Origin of the sequence: Methylococcus capsulatus, from assembly GCF_036864975.1 — a bacterium.
Lineage (GTDB): Bacteria > Pseudomonadota > Gammaproteobacteria > Methylococcales > Methylococcaceae > Methylococcus.
The window spans coordinates 926,565-941,530 of the sequence record NZ_CP104311.1 but is presented as its reverse complement, the minus strand read 5'-3'; the positions used below and the strand labels follow the sequence as shown (position 1 = coordinate 941,530).

The window sequence follows — 14,966 nt, the reverse complement described above, 5'->3', positions numbered from 1 at the left end:
GGAGGTTAACCATGGCACACACACAAGCGGCGCCGGCGTCGTCGTTTCAGGACATCAACGGCGTCGTGCACTGGCGCGACGCCGAGGGCCGGCTGGTACCGGAAACGCTGGTAAAGCCGATCGACAAAGCGCGTGACCAATTGGTGCGGGAGATCGTCGGCAAGGCGATGGGTCTCAGCGGACTGCTGCGCGATTTCAAGGCGGATGCGTTCGGCGACATCGCCGCATTCGTCGATTTGTCGGCGGAGCAATACGGCGTCACGTTCCGCGGCACACGGGAGGGCGGCAAGGGCAACCTGACGCTCTACAGCTACGACGGGCGCTACAAGGTGCAGCGCAAATACGCGGACCTGCTGCGCTTCGACGAGCGGCTGCAGGCCGCGAAGGCGCTGATCGACGAGTGTCTGCACGATTGGTGCGATGGTGCTCGCGATGAGCTGCGGGCGCTGGTGAACGACGCGTTCCAGGTCGACAAGACCGGACGCATAAACACAGGCCGGGTGCTGTCCCTGCGTCGGCTCGACATTAAGGACCCGCGCTGGATGGAGGCGATGCGGGCGATCGGCGATGCCACCGTGTCGGTCGGCACGGCCAGCTACATCATGGTCTACGAGCGCCTCGGCGAGGCCGACGAGTGGCGGCTGATTTCGATGGATTTGGCGGGGGTTTGATCGCCATGTTGACAAGGCGCGTGCGTTGCGGTTTCCTGTTGCCGTCCCGGCCTCATGCCGGGATCGGGCTTGGTCGCCCGGAAACCAAAGGCGCACAGCCGCGCCCTAAGCGGCTTTTTTGTGCGCAGCGCCTTGGCGCGTCCCTCTATGGGCGGGCCGGGCGGGGACCCCTTCGGGGGTGCCGGTTTCCTTTGGGCCGGTCGACCAACCCTGTCCGGTCCGTCCACCCTCTTGGTCGGGGGTGTGGCGGATTTCAACCGCTACCAAAGGAGGCCCTCATGGCCAAGAAACCCCCTGCGCGTCCGCGCGCGCCCGTTATTTCCCTCGCCGCTTACCGCGCCGCCAAGGCCGCACGTCAAGCTCCGCCTGCCGACCTCGCAGAGGAGGAGCGCGACGCCTACGCCGACATGGAAAACATGCTGCGGCACTGCTTCAAAATCCTCTCGCTGCAGTTCGAGCACGTCCTAGACGAGCGGGACCGGCTTTTATCTTCGCTTCCCCACTCTCCGGAGAATCGTCATGTCTGAGACTGTTTTTTCTTTAAGCGCCACATTCAAGCTCTTTTGTTTCGCGGCCTATGACGAGGAGGCCGACGACGAGCTGAAAGAGCGTGCTCTCAATATCGTCGTCGGTCTGTTCGGTATGGCGACTGCACGCGGCTTCAGCCACGCGGAAACTCTGCTTGGCCTTTTCAAAAAGCATCGCTTCAAGCGTGCCAAGCACCAAGGACTGCTGGATGAATTCCATAGGTATGTTTCGGTCCAGGAACTGATCCATGCCATGAAACTCGACCGTGTCACGCACTAGGAGGCCGCATGTCTTTGCTCACCTTACGCTATCGCGATTACTGCCCGCTGTACCTCGACTTTCACGGCCAGAGCCTGAAGGTGATCGACCGGAACGGGAAGCCTTGGTTTACCGCCAAAACGGTGGGCGAGGCGCTCGAATTTGCCGACCCAGGCGATGCTGTTCTCACCCTGTATGGTCGAAACGATGACGAATTCACGCAGAAAGAAACCGCCGTGATCGAGATGGATATCGAGGCCGGGGCCGATGACTACCACCCTCAATCTGAGGGTGGTAGTCGGGCAAAACTGAAGCGCCACACCCGAAAAATTAAGGTGCGCGTATTCAGTCTGCGCGGCTGTTATCTGCTGGGCATGCTGGCCAAGACGGAGGTTGGCCGACGGTTCCGCGCATGGGCGCTGGACCTGATCGAGCACCGCCACGAAGAAACCGGCTGGTACGCCGCCTACCGGGATGTGGTCAAAGCGCTGTGCTAGAAGCACCCGGCCTGGGAGCGTATCCACTTCAAGTTCATGACGGGCACGACGATTACGAAAATCGCCGCCGAGCTGGGGCTACATCCCAGCACGGTCTCTCGCGCCCTGCGGCAGATGCGGCAATACAAGCTGCTGACGGACGCTGAATACAAGAAGGGCCGGGCGGAAGGCCGGGCCATGCAAGCCTGCCTGCGGCGGATCAGGAAGGAATCCCAGACGGACATGTTTGCGAGGGCATTCTAATGGACCCGCGCCAGAAACTGATCAAGTTGATCCACGTCGCCAAGCGCGATCTGCGGCTCGGCGACGACGTTTACCGTCTATTGCTGAAGTCGGCCACCGGCAAAACCTCGACGACGGATATGACCGTGCCGGAGCTGGAAAAAGCCCTGGAGGCGCTTAAGGCCAAAGGGTTCAAAGTTCGGCATAAGACGCGCCCTCACCCCAACCCCTCTCCCAAAGGGAGAGGGGCAACAAGCCGGACGGTCGACCAAGAGGCTCAGTCGCGCAAAATCCGGGCGCTGTGGCTGGGGCTGCACCAGGCCGGGATCGTGCGCGACCCGAACGAATCCGCCCTGGCCGCCTACGTGAAGCGCATGACCGGCGTGGAGGCGCTGCAATGGCTGGACGAGCACCAAGCCTCGCGGGTGATCGAGCAGCTCAAAAAATGGGGATTCCGGGCCGCCCGGCAGGCGGAGGATCGGGCGGACTCGGAAGGTCCACGCGCTCAATGACTCTACCCATCGACCTCCCCGGCGTCCTCTCCGACATCGCCAGAATCGCTGGTTTCCCGGCGGCGTTGGCGATTGCGAAGCGCTGGGGCGGGACGCGGCTGTATGTGCCGGTGGCCGATAAGCTGGAGCCCGATCACCCGCTGGTGGAGGTGGTCGGCATTGACGCGGCGCGCGCCATCGCCGAGTATTTGGGCGGCGACCGGCCCGAAATCGCGAAGGCCGACCGGTACATGACGCTTTGCCGTAACGTGCTGATCCGCACCGAACGCGCACAGGGTTACAGCCAGGCCGCCCTGGCGCTGCGGCATCATCTCAGCGAGCGCCAAATCCGCAACATCCTCGGTGAGGCCGAGGAATTCTCCCCCAACATCGATCTGTTCGAATCCTGCGGCGGAAACGTTTCCGCCTGATCCGATTGCCTGCGTCCCTTTACTCTGCGGTTGAAGTCGACAACCCGGAGTACTCCAACCAATGTGGACGTGGATTCTCAATCTGGCCGCCAAAGCGTGGCCGATTCTGTGGCGCTATTTCGCGCCGATGCTGGCCGATGGCGTTCGCCAGCAATGGGAAATTCTGCTGCCGATCACGGAGCGGATGGTCAAGGCCGTCGAAGATTCGCTGAGCTGGGCGCCGAAGTCCGGTGAAGCCAAAAAGCAGGCGGCCATTGCGCTGATTGTCAGCGAGCTGAAGGCGCGGGAAATCGCCTGGGCGGAGCAGATTCCGGCCCGGATGATGAACCGCGCCATCGAAATGGCGGTCGGGGTGCTGCCCGAGAAGCCGGCTGTGGAGACTGCGCCGTGACCGGCTGGAAGACCAAAACCGCCGCGATCGTCTCGGTCATCTATGGCCTGCTGGGCTGGCTGCTCGGCCTGCACGGCGCGGACATTGCCATGCAGTTCATCGTGCAAGGCATCGGCATCGCGGGCGTCGGCCACAAGATCGAAAAAGCCGGCATCGCCCCGGCTTCCTTTCCCCAAGGGCGAGGGGATGACATGACCGACGAGGAATTCGCGGCGTTCGTGCGGAGGCAGCAGCATGGTTAAGCCGCGGGGCCTGCGCAACAACAATCCCGGCAATCTCGTCTACAACCCGCGCAATGCTTGGGAGGGCCAGATCGGCCACGACGAACGGTTTGTCCGGTTCGAGCAAATGGAGAACGGGGTGCGGGCGCTGGGGGTGACGCTGCTCAACTACCAGAGGAAGCACAAGCTCCACACCGTCAGCCAGATCATCACCCGTTGGGCGCCGCCCAATGAGAACGACACCGCCACCTATGTCCGACGGGTCGCGCAAGCGCTCGACGTGGACGCGGATCACACGATCAACCTGTTCGACCGGAAGACGCTCACCCTGCTGATCTGGGCCGTCTGTACCCACGAGAACGGCGCGATGGCGTGCGAGCGCTGGCTCAAGCATGAGGATGTGGAAGCGGGGGTGGACCGTGTGCCTGGGGTGCGTTAACGGATTCCCGCCCGCGGCGATTCTGGCGCTGTCGCTAACGCTGGCGGGATGTGTACAGGTCGGGCCGAAGGCACTGTTTCCGGAGCGCGGCGGAGCCGCTCCCACAGAACCGGTAGCTCTTTCCCCGGCGGGAGCGGCTGCGCCGCGAAATACCTGTGCTCTGCCAGAGCTGCCGCCGCTGGCCTCGACCGTCTTCATCGCCATCGCCCCCGGCCGGCCGCCCCAGGCCGATGCGGGCGGCAAGGTGCTGCTATTCGGCTATGCCCGCGCCCGCGAGGCGATCCGGGTGTGTCGGGAGGGCCGGTAGGTGCGATTAGCGCAGCGTAATCGCACGCAGCGGATTTCCTCCGATTACGCTGCGCTAATCGGAGCTACCTTGCTGGCGGAACTCGCATTGCCCGGATGCGGCTGCTTGGCTTGTTCGCCGACCGGCTACATGACGTTCCCTGGCGCATCGGGATTTGTTCCTGGCGAACAGCCGACGGAATTCGGGGCCGGCCTGTCGTGTGAAATCGGAGATCAGGATGGACGCCGCTGACATTGCGGAAGATCGTATCGAGCAAGAGCTCGAGCTGAACCGGCGCGCTGCGCTGGACATGATGAAGCCGGACATGCCGCAGGTCGTGGTTGCCGGCGAAGACGGTGCGCCGACGATCATTTGCTATGACTGCGAGGCGCCGATTCCACAGGGTCGGCTCGATGCCTATCCGACGGCGATTCGCTGTATGGACTGCCAGGTTGAGCACGAGCGCTATTTGGCAGCGGAGGCGCGGCGATGACAGTTTCGTTCGACTTCAACTTCTGGACCGTCTTGATGTTCATGATGAACTTCGGCGTCGTGGCCTGGGTTCAGGTCAGCAATCGCAGCAAGGCGGCTACCGACGAGCTCAAGGCGGTGCAAAAGAGTGCGTCCAGCGAAACCAAAACGCTGGAGGAAAAAGCCATGCACCGGTTGGGGCAGCACTCCGAGCGCATTTCTGCGCTGGAAATGGCGGCCGAGAACGCTATCAAACATGACGACCTGGCAGCAGTACACCGGCGCGTGGATGGCCTGATGACGCAGCTCAGTCGCATGGAGGGTCAGGTTGGGCAAATGGCTGGCCAGGTCACTCAAGTGCTGACCAATTTGGACCGGCTCACAGGATTGATGATGCACCAAGGGAGCAAGTTATGAATCGCGAGGACGTGCGTTTCCATATCCTGAAGATTCTACGGGAGCAGCCCAACTACACCACCAATCAAGAGGTGCTACTCGCCGCCTTGCGTAACGCTGGCCATGCCATGAACCGCGACCAGCTCAAGATCGAGCTGGCCTGGCTGAGTGCCAATGCCGATGCTGTACTCGATACCGCGTGCCAGGGCGTACATATCGCCACGTTGACGATGGAGGGCCTGGAAGCGCTGGAAGGTACACGGGCGATTCCCGGCATTCGGCGGCCGTTGCCGGGCGAGACGGGCTGATGCCGCGCGTCAAAGCGGTCAATAAGCTGCCACGTGAAATCCGTGAGGAGCTCAACGCACGACTGGTGGAGTCCGGTTTCGGTGGCTACGCCGGGCTGTCAGAGTGGTTGGCGTCGCAAGGCTACAGCATCGGTACATCCGCACTGCACCGGCACGGCGCCGATTTCAAGGAGGAATACGAGAACGAGATGGCCGAGCGACGAGTCATCCTGGATACGATCAAAGCCGCAAAATCCGTGGCGGCCGACGACGACGGGTCGATTCAAGACGCCACGAACGATGCTGTCGCCGCAGAAAATCTCCGGTTCCTTTATCGATTGCGAAAGCTGAGAGATGACATGGCGCCGGAGGACTACGGCAAGCTCTTGTCGCTGATAAATAGGGCCAATGCGGATCAGGCACGCTCAACCATTGCCATGAAGAAGTGGCGGTCGTCTCTAAGAAAGGAGCTGGAGTCGAAAATCGCTGGACTTGAAGCGGAGGCGGCCGGCACTGTGCCGGGCGCTCGAAAGCTCGATGCCGAGACCCTGCGGATCATCCGGCAGGAGGTCTACGGGCTGGTATGACATCAGTCACCCTCTACCCCTACCAGCAGCGCTGGCTGAAAGATCGTTCCCGGTTCAAGCTGGGCCGCTTCGCCAGGCAAACCGGCAAGACCTTCACTACCACGTTAGAAGTGGTCGATGATGTGTTAGAGGCGACCGCAGCCGGCAAACGTTCGCCGTGGGTCATATTGTCCCGCGGCGAACGCCAAGCGCGCGAGGCGATGGAGGAAGGCGTATTCCGTCACCTCGAATCCTACATGACGTCTGCCAATGCTCTCCTTAATCCGAAGAGCGTCGGCAAAGAAGAAGTCGAGTGGTACGACGCCGACTCGGGCATCAAACGCAAAGCGCTGCAAGTCGTGTTCACCGATCGCGGGAAGATCGTCAACAAGATCACCGCGCTGCCAGCCAACCCGGACACCGCACGCGGCTTCTCGGCCAACGTCTTTCTCGACGAGTTCGCCTTTCACCAGGATTCCCGCAAGATATGGACGGCGCTGTTTCCGGTTATCTCCGCCGGATTCAAGCTGCGCGTGACCAGCACGCCGAACGGCAAAGGCAACAAGTTCTACGACCTGTCGACCGCCGAGGACTCGGCCTGGTCGCGCCACGTGGTCGACATCTACCAGGCCGTCGCGGATGGCCTGCCCCGCGACATTGAGGAGATGCGGGCGGCGCTGAACGACGAGGACGCCTGGGCGCAGGAATTCGAGCTGCAATGGCTGGACGAAGCGTCCGCCTGGCTGTCATTCGAACTGATCAATTCGGTCGAGCACGACCACGCCGGCATCCCCGAGCACTATGCCGGCGGCCCTTGTTTTCTCGGCGTCGACATCGCGGCGCGCAACGACCTGTTCGTGATTTGGGTATTGGAGGCCGTAGGCGATGTGTATTGGACACGTGAGATTCTAGCCAGGCGACGTATTTCATTTGCTGAGCAGGACGCGCTGCTGGCTGATGCGTTCAATCGCTACCGGGTCATACGCTGCTGCATGGACCAGACGGGGATGGGCGAGAAGCCTGTCGAAGATGCACAGCGCCGCTTCGGCACCAGCCGCGTTGAGGGCGTTCTATTCACCGGCCCCAACAAACTGGCGCTGGCAACCACGGGGAAGGAGGCATTCGAAGACCGCCGGGTCCGGATCCCGGAAGGGAACCAGGAGCTCCGCAACGATCTGCACAAGCTGAAGAAGGAGACCTCCGCCACCGGCGCCCCGCGATTCGTCGCCGACTCGGACAGCGCCGGCCACGCCGATCGCGCCTGGGCTTGTTTCCTGGCACTCAATGCCGCCAGTTCGCCCGTCGCACCGATCGACTTCCAATCCATCGGCGGCCGTCGTGCCGTGATCGACGCCGGTGAAAACGAGCTGGCCCTCACCGACCGCGGCTTCGGCACCGTGTCCGGGCTGAACGACTTCGAGGGGTATTGAGATGGGATTCTGGGATTACATCGCTCGAGCTGCCGCACCATTCGACTCCGCTCACGGCAGGCCCTTGCCACCCTTCGCCGAGCTGGCGGAGACCGCCGGCCCGGAATTCGACGAGATAGCGACCACCCACGACGGTCGCGACGTCACCCGCGGCTACATCCACCCGGACATGATCCTGCCGTCCTCGGACGAAATCCTGCAGGCCAAGGGCGGGGACCTGAAGGTCTACGCAGAGGTGCTGCGCGACGACCAGGTGCAAACCTCGTTCGGCCAGCGCCGCAGCGCCGTGACCTCCGCCGAATGGGACGTGGAACCCGGCGGCACCAAGCGGATCGACAAGCAGGCTGCGGATTTCATCAAGGCCCAGCTCGAGCACATCGGCTGGGACCAGCGCACCGACAAGATGCTGTACGGGGTGTTCTACGGCTGGGCGGTGGCCGAGTGCCTGTGGGCGCGCGACGGCGCCCAGATCGTGCTGGATGCGGTGAAGGTGCGCGACCGGCGCCGGTTTGCCTTCGACGGGGATTTTCGCCTGCGGTTGCTGACCGGCAGCAACGCCCAGGGCGAGCTGATGCCCGAGCGCAAGTTCTGGGTGTTCGCCACCGGCGCCGACCACGACGACGAACCCTACGGCCTGGGACTGGGACACTGGCTGTATTGGCCAACCTTCTTCAAAAAGAACGACATCAAGTTCTGGCTGATCTTCCTGGAGAAGTTCGGTATGCCCACCGGCAAGGGAACCTATCAGCCCGGCGCCACCGATGCGGAAAAACGCAGGCTGCTGTCCGCGGTACGGGCGATCCAGCGCGACTCCGGGGTCATCATTCCCGAGGGCATGCAGATCGAGCTGATCGAAGCCGCCCGCTCCGGCACCGCCGATTACACCGCGCTGTACGACCGCATGAACGCCGCGATCAGCAAGGTGGTGCTGGGCCACACCGGCAGCACCGACGCCACGCCCGGCCGGCTGGGCGGTGAGAGCAATGCCGCCGACGTCCGCCGCGACCTGGTCAAAGCCGATGCGGATCTGATCTGCGAGTCGGCCAACCGGTCCTTCATTCGCTGGCTGGTCGACTGGAACTACCCCGGCGCGGCCTACCCGAAGGTCTGGCGCGACGTCGAAGAACCGGAAGACCTGAAGGCTCGCTCCGAACGCGACAAGAACGTGTTCGACATCGGCTACAAGCCGACCCTGAAAGAGGTCAAGGAGACCTACGGCGGGGAGTGGGAGGAAGTGAAGCCTGCGCCGCCGCCGGACAACGGCAGCTTGCCAATCCTTGATCGCGGCGGAGCCGCTCCCACAACACCCCCCCCTGATAAGGGGGGGCTGGGAGGGTTGGCAGCCTCTGTGGGAGCGGCTCCGCCGCGAAATAACAGCGCTGATCTGGCCGAAGCCGACCCGGCACCCGACGTGGTCGACCAATACGTCGAGCGCCTCGGACGAGAGGCCGAGCCGCTGATCGAAAAAGGGCTGCTCGATCCGATCCGCACGGCGCTCTACCAGGCGATTGCCGACGGCCAGACGCTGGCGGAATTCGGCGAGTCGCTACCGTCTCTATTCGCCGCGATGGACGCCCGCGACTTCGCGGAATTCATGGCGCAGGGGATGTTCGCGGCCCGAATGGCGGGGCAATTCGAAGTCCGCCAGGGGGAATGAAATCGCCGTCGACCTTAATTGCAATTTTGAATGGAGTACCCCATGCCTATCCTAGCAACCTCACCGTCAACGGTCGTACATCCGGAGATTCCCTACGACAAGTACTTGGTTGAGCTTACCCTCGCCCCTGTCGTCATCGCCAACAACATCGAGGGGGCGATGTCGCTCCGCTTGACTCCGTACCGCTACCTCCCGGATGGCACGCTAGACACCAACCCTGCCGGCATTCGGCAGGAGGGCGTTGGTGCCTGCTACGCACAGGCCGAGACCGATCCTGTGCTGGCTGCTGCTATGGCAGCGATCCTCCCAGCCATCCAAGCGTTTATCACCGCCCGAGGGTATTAAGCCGTGGCCATCATCCTCGCGGCACAGAACGGTAATGCCAGCGCCCCCGCAACGTGGGCTGGTGGGGTCGTGCCTGGGCCGGGGGACGTCGCGGTTGCGAACGGCAAATCCATCGTTATCGACGTCGATTGGACGCTGGCGGAGGTCCGGAACGATGCGACAGGCGGAGCGGTACAGGGCGGGCGATTCCAGCTACCCGGCAACCGGACACTAACGGCGAACATTTACGCTGGATCGGAATTCCTGATCGAATACGGGTGCGTGCAATATACCGGCGTTGCCGGAGAGACTTCCTATATCGTCGGAGACTCGCACGGAGGGACGGGGACAAACATCATGGGCATTACCCATCGCGTAGCGGGTGACCTGCACATCATCGGCGACGTTTACGGAGGTTCTGGTCAGTCATCCGTGGGGCTCTATGTTTACGGCACGGGGAAGGCATGGGTGAAACGCGCCATTTCCGGAGCTGGGTTTGCAGCGACTGGGATCGGCGCTGTCGCTATTACAACTATCGCCTACTACGAAGAGGCCCTATCGGGGCCAGCGCCGTACTACTCTGTGGGTGTAAACACAAGCGGTGGGTGTCGAATGCTTAATGTGCCCCACCGAAAATTTGAAGTGGTGCTTGAGGACGGCACGATAGAGGTATGCCGCCCAACAGCCTTAGTTGTCCCAGCGCAGGCCAACGTCCGTTCCGGCACAGTTTACGGCGACGCCGCCTACACCGGTTCACTGGCTGTCCCGCCTCCGGCCCGAGTATCTGTTGGAGTTCCAACTGACGACACCGTCGGAACCGGGTATATCACAGCGGCAGACCTCGCATCCGACCCTACGATCTCAGGGATCGCCTCCGAGGTACAGGCGATCAACGATCGAATTGTGTACAACGTACCGTCTGGCCCAGTGATATCCATCCCGGCTCCCTCCGGTCCCACCAAAACAGTCGCCTTGGCGTATTGCTACGATGTTCATGGTGCAGCGGTGGCGGGGGTCGAAGTCGTGATTCGGATGCGCGATGCCGTTGGATCAAAAGGTGCGTATTCCGCGCAAGTCATGAAAGCATTGAGCGATGCCAACGGTATTGCAACGCTGGAGATCCCGCGCAATCCGAAGGCGCGTTTCGACGTGCGACGCGGTGCCGGCCCCTGGGTTGAGTTCTCCGGGGTGGACGCCGATTCGATCGAGCTGCCGGCTGTTATCGGCTGATGTCCGGGCAATACGGTTCTCTCCCATTCGACGAGGCGATCCGGTTCTTCCGCGGGAAAGACCTGGTCCCGACCGACCGCTGGGCGGATGTCTGGAAGGAAGAGCACGACGTCGGCTTCATGGTGGCCGGCGCCGCCAAGGCCGATCTGCTGGCCGACCTGCATGGAGCTGTGCTCAAGGGGGTGTCCAAGGGTACGACGCTGGCGGAATTCCGGAAGGATTTCGATGCGATCGTGGCCCGCCATGGCTGGACGGGCTGGAAGGGTGAAGCGACAGCGGCCGGACGCGCGTGGCGCACCCGGCTGATCTACGACACCAACCTGCGCACCGCCTACCAGGCCGGACGCTGGGCGCAGGTGCAGGCGGGCAAGCAATGGCGGCCGTACCTCGAGTACAAGCACTCCGATCTATCCGCCCATCCGCGTCCGCTGCATGTGAGCTGGGACGGACTGGTCATGGCCGTCGACGACCCCTGGGTGCAAACCCATTGGCCGCCGAACGGCTGGGGCTGCAAGTGCCGGATGTTCGCGTTGGCCGAGCGGGATCTGCGACGGATGGGCAAGACCGGCCCGGATACGCCGCCGGACGATGGCAGCTACGACTGGACGGACAAGGTGACCGGCGAGGTGCACCGGGTGCCGAACGGCATCGATCCCGGCTGGGATTACGCGCCGGGCGCCTCGCGCACGGATCTGATGCGCAAGGAGATCGAGCGGAAGGTGGCGAAGCTGCCGGCGGGGATTGGGCGACAGTTGAAGGAAGAGGTGCTATCGCCCAGGATCACATCGAAGGATCTGGACGAATTGATCCGCCTCGGAAACCTGAAGACCGATGCGTTGATAGGCAAGGCGGGTACGGCATCCGAGGATTTCCGCGCCGCGCTCCGAGAAGTGCTGCAGACGGAGGTCGGAACCCAGACAGCTGCGGCCGTGACACCCTATGGGTCGAACGGGAGCAAAGCGAAACGCCTGCTGGAAGAGGCATCGCGCCAGTTTCCGGATAGTTGGACGCGTAAGGCCGATGCGTTCGGTAAGCTGTATGGGCGCTATTCCGAGGCCCGTGCCCTCCACATGACGCTGATAGGGGATTACCGAGGCCAGATGCTCGACCTGAAAAGACAGGGGTTCGGTGTGATGCCGGGAGACGTCAACGCTGGATATATCCGATGTCATGACCCATTCAGCGCGGTTCATGAACTGGCCCACCGTCTACAGTCGGCCATGCCGGAACTGGACGGTCTGTTTCAAGCGCTCCATCGTCGGCGCACCAACGGCGACCCGCTCCGACGGCTGAAGGACCTCAAACCCGATCTTGCCTACGGAAGAGACGAACGTGCCCGAGAGGATCACTATATTGATCCCTATTTCGGGAAGGAATACGATGGCCGTGGCGCTCTAGAAGTTTTGACCATGGCGTTTGAAACCGTGCTGGCGCCGCGCGACGCGGTTAGCTTTACTAGATTATTGGTTCGTGATCGAGAGTTGTTCAACTTGGTGATAGGGGTGCTCTTCCATTATGTTCCGTGATTTTCGTCTTGAACCGATGACTCCAAGAGCTTTCGACCCTATCGAATTTTCTTGGGATGAAGAGACGGGCGAAGTTCGCGGACCTGATGCAGCCATCGTGCAAGAGATGGCGGATTATGTAATGAAGCAGGGCTACATCGGCTGCCACCCCATCCCGAGCTCGATTAGAGCGACCGATCCGCTACGGAACCGTACCGAGTTCGCTGCGCTTTTGGGTTACACATGGAAGCTGCCGCCTGATTTGGCTGCAGCGTACCCGGTGATCGAGGATTCTGAACCCCATGGTCTCGATGGTTTTCCTGATGTCACTGTGACCTACTGAGTCGCGATGGCCGGCACGTTCATTCGGGTCGATGACGAAAACGCGAGGACGGCCCTGGCGGAATTGGCGCGCCTGATCGGCAATCCGGAAGCCGCGCTCCGTGACATCGGCGCTTATCTTGAGCGGTCCCACGATGAACGCTTCGCCGCGGGGGAAGCGCCGGATGGCTCGAAGTGGGCGCCGCTGTCAGAGTCCTACCGCGCTATCAAGCCACAACACCAGGACAAGGTGCTGGTGCTCGAAGGGCATCTGCGCAATTCCCTTCACTACCAGATCGAGGACGATGGCCTGCTGTTCGGCACCGACAGGATCTACGGGGCTGTTCATCAGTTCGGTGCGGCGATGGGCGAGTTCGGAAGGTACTACCAGCTGTCGCGTTTGAAGTACGACAAGAACGACTTCAGGCGCCATGCCGGCTCAAAGAAAGGACATCCGATTCCCTGGGGCGATATCCCAGCGAGGCCGTTTGTCGGCTTGTCCGATGCCGACCGGGAAGAGATCGCCGCGATTCTTGAGGAGCACATTCAGGCCGCGATCGGCTGATTTGTGTTGTTGCGTCGTGTGAAACGTTTTTTCGTTTTGACGTTCCGTTTCTTCCTTCTTCATCCCTGTTCTTCCCGTTTATCTCACACATTCCCGTTCATTTATCTCACTCCCCTTCAGTACGGCTGCGAGAAGTAACTCCTTCTCCGTTTGGTAGAGGCCGTCAGCCCAACGCTCAATGTTCCGTATGATCGATTGGACGTCCGCATTGTCCGGTTGCGCTTCAGAGATCGCGTTTGCCAAGGCCGTAAGCCGCGCCCTCAAGCTCTGCATGCTCGTCGACGAGTAGTACGGCCCCAGGAATGTGCTATGGCTGCTCGATAGAGGTGCATCTGGCACCTTAAGAAACAACTTCGCAACCAAGGCCACGTCTCGGCGGATTTCTCCAACCGCGAAATGGATGTCGTGGTTCCTGGATCGAAGGAGGTCGAAAGTCAGATTCGCAAGCTGCGTCATGCCTTCCATCGTAACTGGGCGGTAATCCTCTTTCGCGCAGCCAGTGCACGCGACCAAAGCAATCTTTTCGCTGAGTACCGCTATGTCGTTAGGATCTCCATGGGCGAGGATATATCGCGCAGACTGCCCCATCAGCCGTTGTCCCTCCAGCAGAACATCGGCCATATCGTGAGGAACCACGGTCTGTACCGCGCTCGCAAGGTATCCTGCGGCGAGTTGTGCGTGGCTTTTTGCAGCATATGGGCTCGAGTAATCGATGCCCAGATACACCTGAACAAGCGCAGCCATAGCTTGCAATGTCTGTTCGATTTGCTGCTCATCCCGGCGCGTAATCCCACTCTGGGCGTTTTGCCGCAGGTGCTCCAGTGTGTCGTTGAAGAAGCTGTCGCTAGAAAGAGGGTTGTCGACAAATGGGTTATTGGCGTAGAAAGTTTTCCCCTTGGACTCGATGTATGCAGCATTGATGCCGACGACAGCGTTCAGCGCCGCGCCGGAAACTTCATAATCCCCTTGCTCTGCATAGCGCCGAGCAAACGACATTGCATGTCGGATCGCTCGTTTCGCGCCATCGGTCCATCGATTGTTGATCTGGAAGAAGACCCTACGGGCCAAGTCATGCGTGGAGTCCGTGGGTGACGACGTGGCACTTGCAGGTTCTTCGCGCTCAAGGAGTGGCATTGCCCGCTGAGCCCGCCGAGCCCAGGTCCGCAATTCCTTCCGGGTGTCTTGAATGAGTATGCCGAGTTGCTGCAAGGGATTGATGAGGACCAAGGCGCGCCGATAGGCGTACATGAACGAGATCAGTATGAATACGATCGCCCATGAGGCCGCGAGCACGACGTACGCCAGCCGGGTCTGATCCACGAACGTGGAGAGCGATGCGACGCCGATTGCCAGGAGGAATGCCAACGCAAACGCGCCGAGCAGCTTCGGATCTGCACTCAGGCGGCGAAATAACCCGTGAGGCATGCGCTCGATGTTTACCTGCATGGCGAACAGTACGAGCGATGTCACAATGGCGGCCGCACCTATCAGCGCGGTTCCCGTGTTTAGAATCAGGCCGCGCAGCCCCTCGATCGCCTGTTCTGTCGCGTAGTGCTCCCCAAGCACAGTTTGGAGAGCCGGCGACAGATAAGCGCTGGCGGATACGAGAAGGAGTAGAACCGCAGCAAGTACAATGCTGCCATATCGAAGCCCCCATTGTGCAAGCCGGTATTTGGCTCTATACCCGTACTGCCACGATGCCGCGATTCGTCGCCGAATCGTCTTCCTCGTGCGTGCGACGGTGGACTCTATGGCATTTAGCAAGGGCATGAACGATCG

The 14,966-nt window shown here is 61.5% G+C and carries 23 protein-coding genes; 22 read left to right on the top strand and 1 reads right to left on the bottom strand.

Features of this window, described 5'->3' with window-relative positions; translation table 11 throughout:
* Window positions 1-11: 11 nt before the first annotated feature.
* From N4J17_RS04530 to N4J17_RS04425, 22 genes are all read left to right on the top strand, one after another.
* Entirely contained in the window at window positions 12-671 is a 660-nt protein-coding gene (locus N4J17_RS04530; RefSeq protein ID WP_198321683.1) for a DUF3164 family protein, read from the top strand.
* Between the two features lie 278 nt (window positions 672-949).
* Entirely contained in the window at window positions 950-1,198 is a 249-nt protein-coding gene (locus N4J17_RS04525; protein WP_198321682.1) for a hypothetical protein, read from the top strand.
* Window positions 1,191-1,478: a hypothetical protein gene (locus N4J17_RS04520; protein ID WP_198321681.1), complete on the top strand. Its 288-nt coding sequence runs from the start codon at window positions 1,191-1,193 to the stop codon at window positions 1,476-1,478. Before N4J17_RS04525 ends, N4J17_RS04520 begins: the two co-directional genes overlap by 8 nt.
* 8 nt (window positions 1,479-1,486) lie before the next feature.
* On the top strand, window positions 1,487-1,954 hold the full coding sequence (locus N4J17_RS04515) for a BRO-N domain-containing protein (protein WP_198321680.1): 468 nt from the start codon (window positions 1,487-1,489) through the stop codon (window positions 1,952-1,954).
* Window positions 1,955-1,990: 36 nt separating this feature from the next.
* Window positions 1,991-2,197, top strand: coding sequence for a helix-turn-helix domain-containing protein (locus N4J17_RS04510; RefSeq protein ID WP_198321679.1), 207 nt, complete (start codon window positions 1,991-1,993; stop codon window positions 2,195-2,197).
* The gene (locus tag N4J17_RS04505) at window positions 2,197-2,688 is read left to right on the top strand and encodes a gp16 family protein (RefSeq protein ID WP_198321678.1); all 492 of its coding nucleotides are present in this window, start codon (window positions 2,197-2,199) and stop codon (window positions 2,686-2,688) included. Before N4J17_RS04510 ends, N4J17_RS04505 begins: the two co-directional genes overlap by 1 nt.
* Window positions 2,685-3,098, top strand: coding sequence for a Mor transcription activator family protein (locus N4J17_RS04500; RefSeq protein WP_198321677.1), 414 nt, complete (start codon window positions 2,685-2,687; stop codon window positions 3,096-3,098). The genes N4J17_RS04505 and N4J17_RS04500 overlap by 4 nt, the downstream gene beginning before the upstream one ends.
* A gap of 61 nt (window positions 3,099-3,159) precedes the next feature.
* Complete coding sequence (locus N4J17_RS04495) at window positions 3,160-3,489, top strand: hypothetical protein (RefSeq protein ID WP_198321676.1); 330 nt, start codon at window positions 3,160-3,162, stop codon at window positions 3,487-3,489.
* Window positions 3,486-3,731, top strand: a complete 246-nt coding sequence (locus N4J17_RS04490) for a hypothetical protein (protein ID WP_198321675.1) — start codon at window positions 3,486-3,488, stop codon at window positions 3,729-3,731. Before N4J17_RS04495 ends, N4J17_RS04490 begins: the two co-directional genes overlap by 4 nt.
* Window positions 3,724-4,149, top strand: a complete 426-nt coding sequence (locus N4J17_RS04485; protein ID WP_198321674.1) for a hypothetical protein — start codon at window positions 3,724-3,726, stop codon at window positions 4,147-4,149. The genes N4J17_RS04490 and N4J17_RS04485 overlap by 8 nt, the downstream gene beginning before the upstream one ends.
* Entirely contained in the window at window positions 4,130-4,456 is a 327-nt protein-coding gene (locus N4J17_RS04480) for a hypothetical protein (RefSeq protein ID WP_198321673.1), read from the top strand. The genes N4J17_RS04485 and N4J17_RS04480 overlap by 20 nt, the downstream gene beginning before the upstream one ends.
* 217 nt (window positions 4,457-4,673) lie before the next feature.
* The gene (locus N4J17_RS04475; protein WP_198321672.1) at window positions 4,674-4,928 is read left to right on the top strand and encodes a TraR/DksA family transcriptional regulator; all 255 of its coding nucleotides are present in this window, start codon (window positions 4,674-4,676) and stop codon (window positions 4,926-4,928) included.
* Window positions 4,925-5,323, top strand: a complete 399-nt coding sequence (locus tag N4J17_RS04470) for a hypothetical protein (RefSeq protein ID WP_198321671.1) — start codon at window positions 4,925-4,927, stop codon at window positions 5,321-5,323. The genes N4J17_RS04475 and N4J17_RS04470 overlap by 4 nt, the downstream gene beginning before the upstream one ends.
* Entirely contained in the window at window positions 5,320-5,610 is a 291-nt protein-coding gene (locus tag N4J17_RS04465) for a hypothetical protein (RefSeq protein ID WP_198321670.1), read from the top strand. Before N4J17_RS04470 ends, N4J17_RS04465 begins: the two co-directional genes overlap by 4 nt.
* A complete protein-coding gene (locus N4J17_RS04460) occupies window positions 5,610-6,176 on the top strand; it encodes a phage protein Gp27 family protein (RefSeq protein WP_198321669.1) in 567 nt (188 codons plus the stop codon). The genes N4J17_RS04465 and N4J17_RS04460 overlap by 1 nt, the downstream gene beginning before the upstream one ends.
* Window positions 6,173-7,585 carry a terminase large subunit domain-containing protein gene (locus N4J17_RS04455; RefSeq protein WP_198321668.1) on the top strand — a complete coding sequence of 471 codons (1,413 nt, stop codon included), beginning with the start codon at window positions 6,173-6,175 and terminating at the stop codon, window positions 7,583-7,585. The genes N4J17_RS04460 and N4J17_RS04455 overlap by 4 nt, the downstream gene beginning before the upstream one ends.
* Window position 7,586: 1 nt before the next feature.
* On the top strand, window positions 7,587-9,242 hold the full coding sequence (locus N4J17_RS04450; RefSeq protein WP_198321667.1) for a DUF935 domain-containing protein: 1,656 nt from the start codon (window positions 7,587-7,589) through the stop codon (window positions 9,240-9,242).
* A gap of 42 nt (window positions 9,243-9,284) precedes the next feature.
* A complete protein-coding gene (locus N4J17_RS04445) occupies window positions 9,285-9,587 on the top strand; it encodes a hypothetical protein (protein WP_198321666.1) in 303 nt (100 codons plus the stop codon).
* 3 nt (window positions 9,588-9,590) lie between these two features.
* The gene (locus tag N4J17_RS04440) at window positions 9,591-10,796 is read left to right on the top strand and encodes a hypothetical protein (RefSeq protein WP_198321665.1); all 1,206 of its coding nucleotides are present in this window, start codon (window positions 9,591-9,593) and stop codon (window positions 10,794-10,796) included.
* Window positions 10,796-12,322 carry a phage minor head protein gene (locus tag N4J17_RS04435; RefSeq protein ID WP_198321664.1) on the top strand — a complete coding sequence of 509 codons (1,527 nt, stop codon included), beginning with the start codon at window positions 10,796-10,798 and terminating at the stop codon, window positions 12,320-12,322. Before N4J17_RS04440 ends, N4J17_RS04435 begins: the two co-directional genes overlap by 1 nt.
* Window positions 12,312-12,644, top strand: a complete 333-nt coding sequence (locus N4J17_RS04430; RefSeq protein ID WP_198321663.1) for a hypothetical protein — start codon at window positions 12,312-12,314, stop codon at window positions 12,642-12,644. Before N4J17_RS04435 ends, N4J17_RS04430 begins: the two co-directional genes overlap by 11 nt.
* A 6-nt stretch (window positions 12,645-12,650) precedes the next feature.
* The gene (locus N4J17_RS04425; protein WP_198321662.1) at window positions 12,651-13,187 is read left to right on the top strand and encodes a phage virion morphogenesis protein; all 537 of its coding nucleotides are present in this window, start codon (window positions 12,651-12,653) and stop codon (window positions 13,185-13,187) included.
* A 78-nt stretch (window positions 13,188-13,265) separates the two neighbouring features.
* Here N4J17_RS04425 and N4J17_RS04420 read toward each other — a convergent pair whose 3' ends face one another.
* Complete coding sequence (locus tag N4J17_RS04420; RefSeq protein WP_338457649.1) at window positions 13,266-14,957, bottom strand: hypothetical protein; 1,692 nt, start codon at window positions 14,955-14,957, stop codon at window positions 13,266-13,268.
* Window positions 14,958-14,966 lie beyond the last annotated feature (9 nt).